The sequence below is a fragment of the Allobosea rubneri genome (assembly GCF_032464875.1).
Taxonomy (GTDB): domain Bacteria; phylum Pseudomonadota; class Alphaproteobacteria; order Rhizobiales; family Beijerinckiaceae; genus Allobosea; species Allobosea rubneri.
In genome coordinates, this window is sequence record NZ_JAWDID010000083.1 from 1 (window position 1) to 16,428 (window position 16,428).

Genomic DNA, 16,428 nt, shown 5'->3' on the forward strand with positions numbered 1-16,428 from the left:
CGACCTCTTCGCGGAAGCGGACGGTGCGCGCAAGCTCGAAGCGGCACTGCGCGCCGCGCTCGAAGGCGCCGCCGTCGACATTCTCGTCCAGCCGGCCACGACGCGCCGCAAGCGCCTATTCCTCGCCGACATGGATTCGACCATGATCGGCCAGGAGTGCATCGACGAGCTCGCCGCCTATGTCGGGCTGAAGGAGAAGGTCTCCGCCATCACCGAGCGCGCCATGCGCGGCGAGCTCGAATTCGAGCCGGCGCTGCGCGAGCGCGTCGCGCTGCTCAAGGGCATCCCGCTCGCCGTGGTCGACGAGATCATCGCCGAGCGCATCACGCTGACGCCGGGCGGCAGCGCCCTGGTGCGGACCATGCGCGCCCATGGCGGCTACACGGCACTGGTCTCAGGTGGGTTCACCGTCTTCACCGGGCCGATCGGCCGGATGATCGGCTTCGACGAGGACCGCTCGAACCTCCTGCTCGGTGACGGCAGCGCGCTGAAGGGAGAAGTCGCCGAACCGATCCTCGGCAAGCAGGCCAAGCTCGACACGCTGGTCGAGCTGCGCAGCCGCTTCGGCCTGCCGAAGGAGGCGACGCTGGCCGTCGGCGACGGCGCCAACGATCTTGCCATGCTCGGCGAGGCCGGGCTCGGCGTCGCCTTCCGCGCCAAGCCCGCCGTCGCCGCCGCGGCCGACGCCCGGCTCGATCATGCTGATCTCACCGCCCTGCTCTACGCCCAGGGCTATACCGGCGACGAGATCAAGCCCCATCGTGTGTGACGCATCTCGACCGGAGATGCGCGCGCCTGCCTCGGAACATCGAAGCGAAAAGCAGAGCCCGCTTTTCGCTTCGATGACCCACAAGGTGTCAGGCCGCCAATCCGTATCCGACGGGATGCTCGGCGATCTATCGCAGGCTGGGTGACGGCACCCGGAACGTGCTCCGGTCGAGCGGCGATATACCTTGTACGGTCAGGCCATTATCCGCCTTGAGCTCCGGCTGCTTTTGCGTCCGGATGCCGGTGTTGGGCGCGGCCGGGACGAGCGTCGATGAGGACAGCACGCACTCCGGATAGGGCCGGCATTGCTCGGGCGGCGCCGGCGCTGGCGGCGGGTTTCCCTGAGCCACCGCCATCGACGAAAAGGTCGACACTGCTGCGATCGTCAAGATGCGCCTCATCGCTACCTCCCCTCGCCAGGTGCTGACGGCTTCACGAATGTGGTGACGGCCCTGAAGCCGAACACGACGGGCCTTTCGAGAATCTGGTTCATGGCCAGCTCATTGCCGTCGACACGCGCATAGGTCGCACCTGCACCACCGCTCAGCAGGGCCGAGACGCGGCTTTCCAGAGCTTTGATCCGGGCTTCGGCTGGAGCCGACGGATCGCTTGAGCCAGCCGGAGGTTCGGCCGATGGGCCCGAAGCCCGCGCGCTGCCGCTGAGCGAGACGTCGCGCGCCCTGCGATGCTCGATCTCGCGGGTCATGAACACGCGGAGGACAAGGCGGAGTTGGATCTTGGCGACGTAGGCGCCATCCTTGGTTGCGAGAACGCCTTCGCTGACGGTGAATGCCATGACTCGTCGAAGGAATTCGTCGCGACAGTAGAGTTCGGTCGCGGGATCCTTGCACCACAGCTCCAACCGGGCAGCGGCAGTGCCTGCCGATAGTCCATACGTTTCGGAGACAGGGATCTTGATTGACTCGGCTTCGACTCTCCCGCTGGCGATCCCAAGATTCAGGCCGATCCTGTCGAGTATCCCTGCCGCCTGAGTGCTCTTGGTAATCGTAATGCCCGGAAACAATGCCAGGGACAGCCTTATTTTCTCGCTCGGCTCAGTCTGCACGACCTCGTAAGAGTCCTGCCGTCTGATCTTCTTGCCGTCCTCCAATTCGGCCGTAGCACTGAAGGTCGGCCGCCTGAAGCCGGCCTCTCGCTTCATATCTTCCCGGAGGTTGAGGTGCGCTATCCTGACGGCCTTGCCCAGGATCGCCTGGTTATCGTCGGCGTCTTCGACGACCGCCCAGACATCGCCGACATGGAGATCCTCCTCGGGCGGGAACACGGGAATGATCCCGAGCTTGGCGATGCTGTTGTTCCATGAGGCAGCGACAGAAGCTGCGGTTACCGGTCCCTCCTCCCGGAACGTCGCAAACTGCCAGACCGCGAAGCCTGCCGCCAAGAATCCAAGGCCGGCAAGGAGGTTCAGCGGGGAAAAAAGCGCCGCAAGCCCTGCCATAATGCCTCGTCGGGGCGGCGGCTCCGGAACAGGGGAAGCCGCGTTCCCATCCGAAGAAACCACCCCCGGCGCAGGCGTATCAGGAGACGGTCCTGGTGGAGTCGGAGGCGGGGTGACATCGGGCATGTATGATAGCCCTGGCTGGCATATACAATCACAGGTTGATACAACCCATGCTTGCGTCAAGTCAAGAAATCCCGGCAACAAAAAAAGGAGCCCCCTGGGGAGCTCCTTTCCTCGTCAGATTCTCTCGTCGGCCGATGTGAGCCGAACGCGACGGCTCAGTTCATCGACACGGCGACGAAGCGGACCTCGCCCTGGCCGTTCGAGACCAGCAGCAATGCCGACTTCTTGCCCTCCTTCTTGAGGGTGTCGAGGCGCTTCGTCACGTCCTCGGGCGAGTTCACCGCCTCCTGGCCGACCTCGACGACAAGCTCGCCGACCAGGATGCGCTTGTCGGCCGCATTCGAGTTGCTGTCGACCTTGGTGATGACGACGCCCTTCAGCCCGTCCTTGATCGAGTAGCGCTTGCGCAGCTCCTCGCTCTGGGCCGAGAGTTCGAGACCGAGCGCCGAGGTCACCGCCGGCTTGGCGGCCTCGGCCGGCCTGTTGTTGGCCGAAGCCTGCTGGACCTTCTCGCCATCCTCGAGGCGGCCGAGCTTGACCGTCTTGGTCAGCTCCTTGCCCTTGCGCATCACCTGCATCGGCACGTCCTTGCCGACCGGCGTCGCCGCCACGATACGCGGTAGATCGCGCGAATCCTTCACGTCCTTGCCGTCGAACTTGACGATCACGTCGCCGATCTCGAGGCCGGCCGGCTTGGCCGGGCCCTTGTCGTCGACGCCGGCGACGAGCGCGCCGCGCGCCGTGCCGAGGCCGAGCGCCTCGGCGGTCGCATCATCGACGTTCTGGATGCGCACGCCGAGCCAGCCGCGGCGGGTCTCGCCGAACTCGCGCAGCTGGTCGACGACGTTGACCGCCAGCGAGGACGGCACGGCGAAGCCGATGCCGACCGAGCCGCCGGTCGGCGACAGGATCGCGGTGTTGATGCCGATGACCTCGCCGGCCATGTTGAACAGCGGACCGCCGGAATTACCCTTGTTGATGGCCGCGTCGGTCTGGATATAGGTGTCGTAGGGACCCTGGTTGATGTCGCGGTTGCGGGCCGAGACGATGCCCGAGGAGACGGAGCCGCCGAGGCCGAACGGGTTGCCGATCGCCATGACCGGATCGCCGATGCGGATCTTGTCGGAATCGCCGAACTTGACGAAGGGCAGCGGCTTGTCGTGCTTCACGCGCAGCACGGCGAGGTCGACCTTGGCGTCCTTGCCGACCACTTCGGCCTTGAGGCGAAGCCCGTCGCTGAACACCACCGTGATCTCGTTGGCGTCTCCGATGACGTGGTTGTTGGTGACCACGATACCCGACGGATCGATCACGAAGCCCGAGCCGGCCGATTGCGAGCGGCGCTGCTGCGGCGCCTGGCGCTCGCCCTGCTGCCCGCCCTGGCCGCGGCGGTTGAAGAACTCCTCGAACAGATCGCCGAACGGCGTGTCCGGGCCGAGCTGAGGCAGCTGCGGCAGAGTGCGGCCGCGCGTCTCGCTCGTCGTCACCGCGGCGATGTTGACCACCGCCGGCATCACCCGCTCGGCAAGATCGGCCAGCGAGATCTGGCCCTGCACCAGCGGCGCCACGGCGGTGCCCTGCGCGAAGGCCGGCGCCGCAAGCGGAACGCCGAGCGCGACACCGGCGAGCAGCGCGATGCGCGTCAGACGGGAGGCATGGGAGAATTTGCTTGCCATCGATGTCCTCGTGAGAAGGTCGCGCTTTGCTGGCATAGCAGCGCAGCCGAAATCTGAACGCAACTCAGAACGCCAAAATGCGGCGGAAGGGCGACGCAAGATTGCGCGATCACGCGCTTCTGACCGCCGAATGCAGCGACCGGCAGGCGGATATCGCCTGCCGGTCGAAATCTGGTCTCGATCGCGCCCGATCGGATGTCGCCGATGGCCTAGCCGCGTACCAGCCAGACCAGCAGCACGCCGACGATTGCCGAGACGATGCCGATCAGGCGCATCCGATCGGGCGGCGTCTCGGCCGCGCTGCGCAGCGCATCCTTGGCGAGATGCGGAATGGCAGCGAACAGAATCCCCTCGATGGCGAAGACCAGGCCCAATGCCGCGAGGAAATCCGTCATGCCGCCCCGACGCCCAGTTAGGATCAGGGCCGGGCGGCGGCGCCGGCCGCCGGAGCAGCGCCGGCAGCGGCGGGTGCCGCTCCCTGCTTGCCGCCGGCCGGATCGTTGAAGAAGCGGAAGAAGGGCGAATCCGGCGAGAGCAGCATGCGCGTATCGCCGGCCTTCAGGCTCGCTTCATAGGCCTGCATCGAGCGGTAGAAGGCGAAGAACTCCGGGTCTTTGCCGAAGCCTTCGGCGAAGATGCGGTTGCGTTCGCCTTCGCCCTGGCCGCGGATCTCGTCCGACTTGCGCTGCGCTTCGGCGACGATGATCGTCGCCTCGCGCTCGGCCCGGGCCCGGATTTCCTGCGCCTGCTGGGCACCGAGCGCGCGGGCTTCGGCAGCCTCGCGCTGACGCTCGGTCTGCATGCGCTGGAACACCGCCTGCGAGTTGGCCTGCGGCAGGTCGACCCGGCGCAGACGCACGTCGACGACGGTCATGCCGAAGCGGGCCGCTTCGCGGTTCACGTCGTCGCGGATGCGGTTCATCAGCCGCGAGCGGTCATTGCGGACCATCGAGGTGAAGGTCGCCTCGGCCAGCACCGAACGGACGTTACCGTTGACGATCGAAGCCAGCTGCGAGTTGGCGCGCGGGATGTTGTTGACCGCCTGGTAGAAGCGCAGCGGATCGGAGATCCGGTAGCGCGTGAAGGCGTCAACGACGAGACGCTTCTGGTCGGCGGCGATGATTTCCTGCGCCGGCAGGTCGAGGTCGAGGATACGGTTGTCGAGATAGACGACCTGCTCGAACGGCGCCGGCAGCTTGAAGTAGAGGCCGGGCGCGGTGACGACGCTCCGCACCGCGCCGAAGCGCAGCACGATGGCCGACTGGGTCTGCTGCACCACGAAGGTCGCGACGTAGAACACGACGGCCGCGATGCCGATCAGCGCGAGTGCGCCGACGCGAAGGAAGCCGTTCATCGCACCGCTCCCTGCTGCTGCTGGGCCTGGCCGGCCGGACGACGGGGCTGACCGAGTTCGGAGAGAGGCAGATAGGGGACGACGCCGCTGCCGGACTTGTTCTGATCGAGGATGATCTTGTCCATGCCGCCGAGGACACGCTCCATGGTTTCGATGAAGAGACGCTCGCGGGTCACGCCCGGCGCGTTCTTGTACTGCTCGTAGACCGCGGTGAAGCGGCTGATCTGGCCGAGCGCCTCATTGACCGTCTGGTCCTTGAAGGCTTCGGCGGACTGGATCAGTTGCGCCGAGCGACCGCGCGATTCCGGCACGACCCGGTTGGCATAGGTCTCGGCCTCGTTGCGCAGGCGCTCCTGGTCGGCGCGCGCCGCCTGGACGTCGCGGAAGGCGTCGATGACCTGCTGCGGCGGATCGACCTTCTGGAGCTGGACCAGCCTGATCTGCACGCCGGCCCGATAGGAGTTGAGCGTGTCCTGCATCAGCTGGCGCACCTCGGTCTCGATCTGGGCGCGGTCGGTGGTCAGCACCGGCTGGATGTTGCGCCGGCCGATGACCTCGCGCATCGCGCTCTCGGCGACGGCCTTCACCGTGCCCGGCGGATCCTGGATGTTGAAGACGAAGGCCTCGGGCGCACCGGGATCGATCTGCCACTGCACGATCACGTCGATGTCGACGATGTTCTCGTCGCCGGTCAGCATCAGGCTTTCCTCGGGCACGTCGCTCTGGCGCGAAGCGCGCACGGATTCTACGGTCCGGAAGCCGACCTCGGTGGTGATGACGTTGGTGACCTGGGGCTTGATCACGCTGCCGATCGGGTAAGGCAGGTTGTAGTTCAGGCCCTGGCCGGTCTTGCCGACATATTTGCCGAAGATCAGGTTGAGGCCGACCTCGTTCGGGCGCACCGTATAGACGCCGGTGGCGAGCCAGACGAGCACGAGGCCGAGGCCGATCAGGAGCGCGCCGCGCCCGCCGAGATTGCCGCCTGGCATGAAGTTCTTCAGCCGGTCCTGGCCGCGCCGGATGATTTCCTCGAGATCGGGAGGCGTGCCGCCGCCCGATGGACCGCCGCCCCAAGGACCGCCGCCATTGCCGCCGCCGCCGCCGCGCTGGCCCCAAGGACCACCTCCGCCGCCGCTTCCCCCGCTACCGCCGCTCTGGTTGCTCCAAGGCATTCTTCAGCCGTTCCTCACTTTAATACCGACCGTGCAATAACCGAACGGCAGTTCATTGTCAGCGCCGGGCGGCGCGATGCGCTGTGACTTGGGCATCGGCCACGGATTCGTCAACGACGCAAGCCCCTTTCGTCGTAAGCCATTTGTCGCGCCGGCGCTCGAAAGGGCTCAAATGCGGCGCTCGAAGCTGGCGAAACTGAAGGCATGCTCATCCTCCGCCGAAGCGGGATGGTCGCTGCGCGACGTCTCGCGAAAGGCCGCGCGGTCCCAGGACGGAAACTCGGCGTCCCCCTCCGGCGCAGCATGGACGAAGGTCAGCTCCAGCCGGTCGACCAGCGGCAAAGCGAGCGCGTAGATCTCGCTGCCTCCCCCGATGATCACGGCGCTCGCGCCCTTCTGCGCCCCGAGCCGCTGCGCCAGCGCCAGCGCCTCCTCCAGCGAAGTCGCGACCTCGACGCCTTCGGCCCGGAAGTCAGGATCGCGCGTCAGCACCACGGTGTGCCGGCCCGGCAGCGGCTTGCCGATCGAGAGGAAGGTCTTGCGCCCCATGATGATCGGGCAGCCCATGGTCAGCGCGCGGAAACGCCGCATATCCGTCTTCAGGCGCCAGATCAGGCTATTCTCGCTGCCGATCACGCCATTGTCGGCGACCGCCGCGACGAGCACGACGGGCAGCTTCGCCCCATCTGCGGACACCGGCTCAGCCACCTTGCGCCAGCCTCGCCAGCGCTTCACCGTCGAGGCGCTTCACCGTCCACTCGTCCTGCGCCACCGCGCCGATCGAGCGGTAGAACACCCGCGAGGGCTCGTTCCAGTTCAGCACCCACCAGGCGAAGCGCGACAGCCCCTCGTCGACGCAGCGCTTGGCGAGACGCACCATCAGCGCCTTGCCGATGCCCTGCCCGCGATGCTCGGGCCGCACGAACAGGTCCTCGAGCCAGATGCCATGGCGGCCGGTGAAGGTCGAATAGGTGTAGAACCAGATCGCGAAGCCGGCCGGCTTCCCGTCCCATTCGGCGATATCGCAGAAGACCTTGGGCTCGGGCTCGAACAGCGCCCTGGCGATGTCGGCCTCGCTGGCCACGACCTCGTGCAGCAGCTTCTCGTATTCCGCGAGCTCGCGGATGAAGCCGAGCACGAGGCCGGCATCTTCGGGCCGGGCGGAGCGAATGGAGAGCGTCATACCGCGATCGGCGCCTTGATGCCGGGATGCGGGTCATAGCCTTCGATCGCGATATCCTCGAAACGGAACTCCTCGAGTTTCGTCACTGCCGGATTGAGCTTCAGCGTCGGGAGCGCCCGCGGCTCGCGCGAAAGCTGCAGCTTCGCCTGGTCGAGATGGTTCACGTAGAGATGCGTGTCGCCGAAGGAGTGGACGAACTCGCCGACGCCGAGCCCCGTCACCTGCGCGACCATATGGGTCAGCAGCGCATAGCTCGCGACGTTGAATGGCACGCCGAGGAAGACGTCAGCCGAGCGCTGATAGAGCTGGCAGGAGAGCTTCCCATCGGCGACGAAGAACTGGAACAGGCAGTGGCAGGGCGCCAGCGCCATCTTCGGGATGTCGGCCGGGTTCCAGGCCGAGACGATCAGGCGGCGCGAATCCGGGTTGCGGCGGATCTCGTTCACCAGCCAGGCGATCTGGTCGATCGTCTGCCCGTCCGGCGCCGGCCATGAGCGCCATTGCCGGCCATAGACCGGGCCGAGATCGCCGTTGGCATCGGCCCATTCGTCCCAGATGGAGACGCCGTTCTCCTGCAGGTAGCGCACATTGGTGTCGCCGCGCAGGAACCAGATCAGCTCATGGATGATCGACTTCAGGTGCAGCTTCTTGGTCGTCACCAGCGGGAAGCCGGCGGAAAGATCGAAGCGCATCTGGTGGCCGAACACGGCGAGCGTGCCGGTGCCGGTGCGATCGTCCTTGCGGACACCCTCGTCGAGAACGCGTTTCAGGAGGTCGTGATACTGGCGCATGCTCGCATCTAGCCGGATTCGAGCGCGCTCCAAAAGAGCCGCCGCCGCGCCGTCCAGAGACGTTTGCGCATGCCGCCCCGCGACCGCACGCAGGCGCTCACGAAAACGGCATCACCTGTGACGGCCTGCCCCGCTGCAATGCCGAACCTGCGCCCCAATCTGAATGCCCGATGAAGACAAGGGGCGCTTCGGGCCTGCGCAAAATCGGCCCGTGCTGATGAGGATTGGATCATGAGCAGAATGAAGTTGCTGGCCGCCGCCTTCACTGCGGCGCTGATGGCCGGCGGGGCCCTAGCGGCCGCAAACGAGCCACCGGAGACCAAGCTTATAGCCATAAGAAAGATCAGCGAGGCCCAGGCCCGCGCCATCGCCTTTGACCATGGGCTCGTCCATGTCGAGGAGATCTCGTTTCTGGATGGGCGCTGGGAGCTCGCCGGGCGCGATGTCTCCGGCGACGAGCTTGTGATCGACCTGAACGCCAAGGACGGCTCGCGCCTGCGCTGAGGGCTTCGCAGTCAGAAAACGCCGCGAGGAAGCGTCTCATTCTGGCAACCCTTGCGACGCTTCGCGATAAATGAGCCGGGAAACCGCCCTGCTCTCTTTCCCCCCGCGCCGACAGTGCCTATATTCGCTTTGCCGTTCGCAAGGACGGCTATGGCGATAAACGGACGTCGTAATAAGCCTTTCGGACCCGGGGGCGGTACCCGGCGCCTCCACCACAGCCCTGCGGCGCGAGCAGCAGGGGACTTGCAGCCCTCGGGTTGCAGGGCTGCGGCGGGGGCGAAATAGGATCGACGAGGGTGTAAAGGCCGTCTTTTTGCTCGGTATGGTTCCGCCGTTACAGGGCTAACGCATAGTTGCCAACGACAACAATGCTCGGGTTGCTGTCGCCGCGTAAGCGGTGCTGGTTCCCAAACCTAAGTCCTTCCGTTTAGCGACGTAAGGCGGGGCTCGGAGGCGCCTGGCAACAGAAGCCTCCACTTTTTTTGGAGGAAGGGCGGCCTGCCGGTTGAGCGTTGCGCGAAAAACTGGGAACCGGTCGTCTCGCGGGAGCCATGCTCTCCAATGATGGACTAGACGGAATCCGGACGCGATGACCCAGGACATTCTCCGCTACGACCTGATGGTCCAGGACGCGCTCAAGGGAGTCGTCCGCAAGATCCTGTCAGAGGCGGGCCGCGACGGTTTGCCGGGCGACCATCATTTCTACATCACCTTCCGGACCACGGCGCCGGGCGTGCGCCTGTCGCAGCGGTTGCGCGAGAAGCACCCGGACGAGATGACGATCGTGCTCCAGCACCAGTTCTGGGACCTGAACGTCAGCGACCACGCCTTCGAGGTCGGCCTGTCCTTCTCGGGCGTGCCCGAGCGTCTGCTGATTCCCTATGATGCGATCACCACCTTCTTCGATCCGTCGGTCCAGTTCGGGCTGAAGTTCGAGACGCAGGACGCTCCTGGCGAGGCGCAGGCGGAAGCCGCCGAGGCGCCGAAGGGCCCGCGCGGCGCCGCCTCCGAGCCCAGCGTCGCCCCGGCCGCTCCTCTCGCCCTCGCCGGCAAGGCCCCGCAGAAGGCGCTGCCGGCTGCCAAGCTGAAGCCCGGCGCCGCCGAGGACACCGAGGCTCCTGCCGAGGCCACGGAGAAATCCGAAGCCGAGGAGGAAGGCGGCGCCCAGGTCGTCAGCCTCGACGCATTCCGCAAGAAGACCTGAGATCCTGCCATGACCGAGTATCGTTCCGAGACCGATTCCTTCGGTCCGATCTCCGTCGCCGCCGACCGTTACTGGGCGGCGCAGACCCAGCGCTCCCTGGAGAACTTCCGCATCGGCGGGCCTGCCGAGCGCCTGCCCTTGCCGCTCGTCCACGCGCTGGTGCTGGTCAAGAAGGCCGCCGCCATCGTCAACACCCGCCTCGGCCTGCTCGATGCCAAGGTCGAGGCCGCCATCGTCCAGGCGGCCGATGAGGCACTGTCCGGCCGCTTCGACGACCATTTCCCGCTGGTGGTCTGGCAGACCGGCTCCGGCACCCAGTCCAACATGAACGCCAACGAGGTCCTGGCCAACCGCGCCAACGAGATCCTCGGCGCGGGCCTCGGCGCCAAGAGCCCGGTCCATCCCAACGACCACGTCAACAAGGGCCAGTCCTCCAATGACAGCTTCCCGACGGCGATCCACATCGCCGCCGCGCTCGCAGTCTCGCGGGACCTGCTGCCGGCGCTGACCCGGCTGAAGGACGCGCTCGACGTCAAGGCCAAGGCCTATGCCGACCTCGTCAAGATCGGCCGCACCCATCTGCAGGACGCCACACCGGTCACGCTCGGCCAGGAATTCTCCGGCTACGTCGCGCAGATAGAGCTCGGCATCGCCCGCATCGAGCAGACCCTGCCCGGCCTGCTGGCGCTCGCCCAGGGCGGCACCGCGGTCGGCACCGGCCTCAACGCCCATCCGGACTTCGCAAAGGCCTTCTCGGCCGAGATCGCGCGCCTGACCGGCCTGCCCTTCCGCACCGCCGACAACCTCTTCGAGGCGCTGGCGAGCCACGGGGCCATGACCTACAGCCATGGCGCGCTGACCGCGCTCGCCATGGACCTGTTCAAGATCGCCAACGACATCCGCCTGATGGGCTCCGGCCCGCGCTCGGGCCTCGGCGAGCTCAGCCTGCCGGAGAACGAGCCGGGATCCTCGATCATGCCGGGCAAGGTCAATCCGACCCAGGCCGAGGCGCTGACGATGGTCGCGACCCGCGTGCACGGCAACCAGGCGACCATCGCCTTCGCCGCCAGCCAGGGCCATTTCGAGCTCAACGTCTTCAAGCCGGTGATCGCGCAGGCCTTCCTGCAATCGGCGCGCCTTCTGGCAGATGCGGCCGAGAGCTTCCGCCTCAACTGCGTCGAGGGCATCGAGCCCAATCGCGAGCGGCTGGAAGAGTTGCTTTCGCGCTCGCTGATGCTGGTGACCGCGCTCGCCCCGGCGATCGGCTACGACAAGGCCGCCGCCATCGCCAAGGCCGCCCATCACAACGGCACGACCCTGCGTGAGGAAGCGCTCAGGGCCGGCGTCGACGCGGCGCTGTTCGACCGCACCGTCGTGCCCGGGCACATGCTCGGCCCGGCCTGAACCATGGCCGAGATCGTCAATCTTCGCAGAGCCCGCAAGGCCAAGGCCCGCTCGGAGGCCGAGGCGCAGGCTGCGCAGAACCGGATCGAATTCGGCCGCACAAAGGCGGAACGCAAGCTGACGGAAGCCGAGAAGGCGCTGCATGCGGCCCGGCTCGAAGGTCACCGCCTGGACGTGGCGAAGGACGGCAAGGACAAGGCGTGAGCGCCCTGCACAAGCGTTCTCTGGCCATTGCCGGCCACCGCACCAGCGTCTCGCTCGAGAAACCCTTCTGGGAGGCGCTGAAGGAGATCGCCGCCGGCGAAGGCCGGCCGCTCGCCAGCCTCGTCGCCGAGATCGATCTCGCCCGCGGCGAGGCCAACCTCTCCTCCGCCTTGCGCCTGCACGTCCTCGCGCATTACCGCGCCCGAGCCGGCACTGCTTCGCTCAGCCCTGCGGTCTGACGAGAACCCGGCGCGCCGTCTCGACCACGGCGCGCGTGAGATCCACGAGCCGGTCGGCGGCGATGCGGTTGACCTGCCAGAACAGCGGAATGTCGAGCGGTGTGCCGGGCTCGAGCTCGCGCAACCGCCCCGCCGCGATATGATCCTTCACGAGAAGTTCGGGATTGGCGGACCAGCCGATGCCCAAGATGCTCGCATCGACGAAGCCCTGGGTCGACGGCACCCAATGGACGGGATGATCCGGGCTCGCGCCGAAGGCGAGCTGCATCCACTGGCGCTGCAGCCGGTCCTTCTGGTTGAAGACCAGCGAGGGCGCCTGTGCGAGTGCGGGCAGCGTCGCGCCCTCTGGGAAATGCCGCACGACGAAATCCGGGCTCGCCGTCGCGCGGTAACGCAGCGAGCCGAGCGGCATGACGCGGCAGCCCTGGATCGGCTTTGCCAGCGACGTGACCGCGGCGAGCACGCGCCCCCGCCGCAGCCATTCGGCCGTATGGTCCTGATCGTCGACGGCGATGTCGAGAAGATGGGTGCTCTCTCCTGCGAAGGCCGCGACCGCCCCGAGGAACCAGGTCCCCAGGCTGTCGGCATTGGTCGCGATCCGCAGCGTGACGCGCCGCTGGGGTTGATCCGGCTCGGCCAGTGCCGGCAGCCGCGCCATCAGCTCCTCTTCGAGCAGGCCGAGCTGTTCCATATGGCGACAGAGCCACTCGCCCCGCTCGGTCGCGGTGCAGGGCTGCCCCCTGACGATCAGCACCGTCCCCATCCGCTCCTCGAGCTGCTTGACGCGCTGCGATACGGCCGAAGGCGTGACGTTCAGGGCCTGAGCTGCCCTTTCGAAGCTACCGGTGCGAACGACGAGAGACACGGCCTGCAGCGCCGGATAATCGAGCATGGCATTAGCTTGGCTTAATCTGCGTTATTAGATTTAATTACACTAAGGCCCTGATCGAGCCTAGGCGGGGCGGGCAAACCGGAACCCGCACCGATGCCCTTCTCCGTCTACGTCACCGGCTTCACCATGGGCCTCAGCCTGATCGTCGCGATCGGCGCCCAGAACAGCTTCGTGCTGCGCCAGGGACTGCGCAACGAGCACGTCTTCGCGGTCTGCCTGACCTGCGCCCTCTCCGATGCGGTGCTGATTCTGGCCGGGGTCATCGGCCTGCGGCAGGCGACGGCGATGCTGCCTATGCTGGAGCCCACGCTGCGCTATGGCGGCGCCGCCTTCCTGGTCTGGTACGGCGCCCGCAGCCTGCTTTCGGCGCTCCGCTCTTCCGAGGCTCTGGCGGTCGGCACCGCCGGCGGCGCCAGCCTGTCGGCGAGCCTCGCGACCTGCGCCGCCCTGACCTGGCTCAACCCACATGTCTATCTCGACACGGTCCTGCTCATCGGCAGCATCGCCAGCCAGTTTCCCGGTCAGGAGCTGATCTTCGCCGCCGGCGCGATGACCGCTTCCTTCCTGTTCTTCTTCGGGCTCGGCTATGGCGCCCGCTGGTTGCGCCCGCTCTTCGCCAATCCGGCGGCCTGGCGAATTCTCGACGGCATCGTCGCGGCGACCATGTGGGCGATCGCTTTCAAGCTGATCCGGGGCGGTTGATCGGCTGCCTCGCCAACATGAAGCCCTCATCCTCTCGAAGGATGCTCCAGTGGTTCCGGAGCCTCCTGGAGCATCCTTCGAGACAGCCGCTGACGCGGCTTCCTCAGGATGAGGGCTCGCATGGAAGCATCCGCATAGCCCCGAAAACAACGTAAAAGTTTTTCTATTCAACAATTTACGCTGAGCGGCGAAATCAAGGCCGGACCCACTTGAACCGATCTGCCAGCGCGTCGGATCAGTTCGGCAATGGCGAGCGCGAGAGCGGCCGCGGCACAGGCTGGATCTCCAGTGGCGGGGCGAGCGGCGGCGCTTCGCCGCGCGGCCTGACATAAGGATCGCCCGGAATATAAGAGGGCGGCGCCCCCTGCAGGATCATCGGCCCGGACCGGCCTTCGATCGCCGCGCGGATCGCCGCCTGCCGCGCGCGCTCGTCGGCTTCCGCCTTGCGTCGCTCCTCCTCGGCCTTGCGCGCTTCCTCCTGCCGCTTCGCGATCTCAAGCTTCCGCGCTTCCTCGGCGAGGCGCGCCTCTTCCAGCCTGCGGGCAATCTCGGCCCTGCGCGCCTCCTCGACCTGCCGCGCCTCCTCGGCACGCCGTGCCGCCTCGGCCTTGCGAGCCTCTTCGGCGAGCCGCGCCTCCTCGGCCCGTCGCGCCGCCTCGGCCTTGCGGGCTTCCTCGGCGAGCCTTGCCTCCTCCGCCTTGCGGGCCTCTTCGGCGCGCTTCTCCTCGGCGAGGCGCCGCTCCTCCTCCGCCTTCAGGAACTCGCCGAGCTTGCGCTCGTTCTCGCGCATCTCGCGCTCGGCCCGCAGACGACGCGCATGCATGGCGCGCTCGCGCTGGTCCGCCTCGAAAGCCTCGACGCGCGCGATCTCCTTGGCCAGCGCGCGGGCCGCGACGACATTGGACAGCGCCGCCACATCGGTCTCGCGCCGCGGCGCCGCGATCGGACCTCGCCAGGCAACGCCGACCTGCGGCAATTGCTGCGGCCAGTCCTTCGGCGGCGCGGCGAGCGGGCGCAGCGCCAGGCGCAGGTCGAGGTTCATCGCCCGCCAGTCGACCGTGCCGCTGGCCTCGGCGCGCAGCCCCGCCCGCTCGAAGGTAACCGGCTGGACGCGCAGCACGCCACCGGCCTGGGTGAACGGCACGGTGACATCGCCGAGCGGCCAGCTCGCCTGTTCCAGCGCCGCGCCGATCCGGTCCTGCAGCCGTTCCGTCTCGCTCTCGGACGCATCGTCCCCGGTCGCGGAGATGACGCGGGACAGGGCAGCGGGGTCGAACCGGGTCATCCCTGCCCCGGTGACGCTGATCGAGCCCGCGCCGCCGAGCCCGGCGATCAGCCTTGCCGGGCTTTCGCCCGAGCCGCCGGCCTCGAACCGGCCGGAGAGCTTGCCAGTGAGAGAGCCGCCGGTCAGCACCGCAAGGTCGAGCCCTTGAAGCGCGAGCTGGCCGGTGAGCTGGGCGAGCCCGCCTTCTCGCCGCAGGGCGAGCCCGCCGCCGACCTCGCCGCCGGCATGGCGGCCGCTCAGCTTGCTGATCGACAGGCCATCCCTGCCGGCCGAGAGCTCGAATCCGGCCTTGTCGAGGGCGATCTGCTCGGTCAGCGCGAGCCGCTCCGTCTTGATCGCCAGCCTGATCTCGCCGAGCCCGGGCGCCGGCTGGAAACGCGCCGGCGACCAGATGCTGCCCGGTGTCGGCGGCGCGACGCCGAGCGTCGCCGCCAGCAGCGGCTGCAGGGCCAGGGTCGGCAGCGCCAGAGACCCGCCGATCTGTCCTTCCGCACCGAGCGTCAGGGCGCCGCGCGCGGTACGCCCGCCGCTGTTGACGACGAGATCGTCGAGCCCGGTCTCCTCGCCGCCGCGAACCCGGCCGGAGGCATCGATCAGGCCCTGGGGCAAGAGGCGCGCCAAACCGTCCGGCATCACCTGGCCGGGCCCGTCGGCCTGCAGGTTCATCCGCGCGCCGTCGCCAGCGCTTTCCAGCACAAGCGCGAGCCCCGGCCCGGTCAGTGAGCCCACCGGGCCGCCCGAACCGAAATCAAGCCTGAGCTCGCCGGGGCCGCCCTGCGCCGGACGCGGCAGGCCGAAGGCGGCAAAGGCGCGGCGGCGATCATCGAGCGCCAGGCGCAATTCGCCGCCCGTCCATTCGCCTGCCGAGCCGAGGCGCCCGTTCAGTCCCAGCCGACCGGCCTGTGCCGCCCCCTCGGCGACGAGATTGGTTTCGCCCGAGGGCGCGCGGGCGAGCCTGAAGCTCGCATCGAGCCCCGCGAGCCCGTCCTCGATGCGCGGCAGGATCCGCCTCGCCTGCTCCGGCAGCAACGGCCCTGCAAGCGCCGCAAGAGCGGCGAAGCGCGGCGCGCGGATCCGGCCGCTGATCTCGCCGCCATCCGGCAACAGGGCGCCCTGCCCCTCGACGCGGACGCCGCCGAAGCCCTCGACTGACAAGCGGCTGAGCCGCCAGTCGCGCCCTTCCCGAGCCAAAGCGAGACGTGCCGAGCCCGGCGCCGTCGCGCGATAGCGCACCCCACCCAGCGTCAGGTCGAGCGCGAGGTCGCGCCCGCCGGCGAGGCCCGTCAGGCTCTCGCCCGGCGGCAGATTGTTAAGGTCGAGCCCGTCCAGCCGCAGCTTCGCTTCAAGCTTGCCGGGCGTGACTGCCGCCGAGCCCTCGAGACGCTGGCCCGAGGCGCTCCTCGCGCTCAGGCGCTCGACAGCGAGATGCTCGCCGCGTTTCGCGAGTTCGAAGGCGCCGCGACGC

At 67.7% G+C, this 16,428-nt stretch carries 17 protein-coding genes, 1 other RNA gene and 1 pseudogene; 8 read left to right on the forward strand and 11 right to left on the reverse strand.

The features are described 5' to 3' along the window. The coding region (serB, locus tag RKE40_RS27970) for a phosphoserine phosphatase SerB (protein WP_316021437.1) at positions 1–769 on the forward strand (769 nt) is incomplete at its 5' end. A 127-nt stretch (positions 770–896) separates the two neighbouring features. On the opposite strand, the gene RKE40_RS27975 is transcribed toward serB, so the two are convergent. The 9 genes from RKE40_RS27975 to RKE40_RS28015 form a co-directional block, all read right to left on the reverse strand. After that, the gene (locus RKE40_RS27975; RefSeq protein ID WP_316021438.1) at positions 897–1,169 is read right to left on the reverse strand and encodes a hypothetical protein; all 273 of its coding nucleotides are present in this window, start codon (positions 1,167–1,169) and stop codon (positions 897–899) included. Between the two features lie 2 nt (positions 1,170–1,171). Continuing rightward, positions 1,172–2,227, reverse strand: coding sequence for a hypothetical protein (locus tag RKE40_RS27980; protein WP_316021439.1), 1,056 nt, complete (start codon positions 2,225–2,227; stop codon positions 1,172–1,174). A 281-nt stretch (positions 2,228–2,508) separates the two neighbouring features. After that, entirely contained in the window at positions 2,509–4,029 is a 1,521-nt protein-coding gene (locus RKE40_RS27985) for a DegQ family serine endoprotease (RefSeq protein ID WP_316021440.1), read from the reverse strand. Between the two features lie 209 nt (positions 4,030–4,238). Then, the gene (locus tag RKE40_RS27990; RefSeq protein WP_066471979.1) at positions 4,239–4,424 is read right to left on the reverse strand and encodes a DUF2065 domain-containing protein; all 186 of its coding nucleotides are present in this window, start codon (positions 4,422–4,424) and stop codon (positions 4,239–4,241) included. A gap of 23 nt (positions 4,425–4,447) precedes the next feature. Further along, entirely contained in the window at positions 4,448–5,383 is a 936-nt protein-coding gene (gene hflC, locus RKE40_RS27995) for a protease modulator HflC (protein WP_316021441.1), read from the reverse strand. After that, complete coding sequence (gene hflK, locus RKE40_RS28000) at positions 5,380–6,555, reverse strand: FtsH protease activity modulator HflK (protein WP_316021442.1); 1,176 nt, start codon at positions 6,553–6,555, stop codon at positions 5,380–5,382. The genes hflC and hflK overlap by 4 nt, the downstream gene beginning before the upstream one ends. Positions 6,556–6,723: 168 nt before the next feature. Further along, positions 6,724–7,251 (reverse strand): dihydrofolate reductase, encoded by a 528-nt coding sequence (locus tag RKE40_RS28005; protein WP_316021443.1) that lies wholly within the window; start codon positions 7,249–7,251, stop codon positions 6,724–6,726. A 4-nt stretch (positions 7,252–7,255) separates the two neighbouring features. After that, entirely contained in the window at positions 7,256–7,738 is a 483-nt protein-coding gene (locus RKE40_RS28010; protein WP_316021444.1) for a GNAT family N-acetyltransferase, read from the reverse strand. After that, positions 7,735–8,529 (reverse strand): thymidylate synthase, encoded by a 795-nt coding sequence (locus RKE40_RS28015; RefSeq protein WP_316021445.1) that lies wholly within the window; start codon positions 8,527–8,529, stop codon positions 7,735–7,737. Before RKE40_RS28015 ends, RKE40_RS28010 begins: the two co-directional genes overlap by 4 nt. Before the next feature lie 231 nt (positions 8,530–8,760). Here RKE40_RS28015 and RKE40_RS28020 point away from each other — a divergent pair, with 231 nt between their 5' ends. From RKE40_RS28020 to RKE40_RS28045, 6 genes are all read left to right on the forward strand, one after another. Further along, positions 8,761–9,033, forward strand: a complete 273-nt coding sequence (locus RKE40_RS28020; protein WP_316021446.1) for a PepSY domain-containing protein — start codon at positions 8,761–8,763, stop codon at positions 9,031–9,033. A 92-nt stretch (positions 9,034–9,125) separates the two neighbouring features. Continuing rightward, positions 9,126–9,511: a transfer-messenger RNA gene (gene ssrA, locus RKE40_RS28025) on the forward strand. Between the two features lie 111 nt (positions 9,512–9,622). Then, the gene (locus tag RKE40_RS28030) at positions 9,623–10,237 is read left to right on the forward strand and encodes an SspB family protein (RefSeq protein ID WP_316021447.1); all 615 of its coding nucleotides are present in this window, start codon (positions 9,623–9,625) and stop codon (positions 10,235–10,237) included. 9 nt (positions 10,238–10,246) lie between these two features. Beyond that, the gene (fumC, locus tag RKE40_RS28035; protein WP_316021448.1) at positions 10,247–11,641 is read left to right on the forward strand and encodes a class II fumarate hydratase; all 1,395 of its coding nucleotides are present in this window, start codon (positions 10,247–10,249) and stop codon (positions 11,639–11,641) included. Between the two features lie 3 nt (positions 11,642–11,644). Further along, positions 11,645–11,845, forward strand: coding sequence for a DUF4169 family protein (locus RKE40_RS28040; RefSeq protein WP_316021449.1), 201 nt, complete (start codon positions 11,645–11,647; stop codon positions 11,843–11,845). Then, positions 11,842–12,084, forward strand: a complete 243-nt coding sequence (locus tag RKE40_RS28045; protein WP_316021450.1) for a ribbon-helix-helix domain-containing protein — start codon at positions 11,842–11,844, stop codon at positions 12,082–12,084. The genes RKE40_RS28040 and RKE40_RS28045 overlap by 4 nt, the downstream gene beginning before the upstream one ends. On the opposite strand, the gene RKE40_RS28050 is transcribed toward RKE40_RS28045, so the two are convergent. After that, positions 12,068–12,976, reverse strand: a complete 909-nt coding sequence (locus RKE40_RS28050) for a LysR family transcriptional regulator ArgP (RefSeq protein WP_316021451.1) — start codon at positions 12,974–12,976, stop codon at positions 12,068–12,070. The two genes, RKE40_RS28045 and RKE40_RS28050, sit on opposite strands and share 17 nt — an antisense overlap. A gap of 93 nt (positions 12,977–13,069) precedes the next feature. Here RKE40_RS28050 and RKE40_RS28055 point away from each other — a divergent pair, with 93 nt between their 5' ends. Next, positions 13,070–13,678, forward strand: coding sequence for a LysE/ArgO family amino acid transporter (locus RKE40_RS28055; protein WP_316021452.1), 609 nt, complete (start codon positions 13,070–13,072; stop codon positions 13,676–13,678). Between the two features lie 235 nt (positions 13,679–13,913). Here RKE40_RS28055 and RKE40_RS28060 read toward each other — a convergent pair. Then, a pseudogene (locus tag RKE40_RS28060) lies at positions 13,914–16,428 on the reverse strand (AsmA-like C-terminal region-containing protein); the annotation flags it as partial.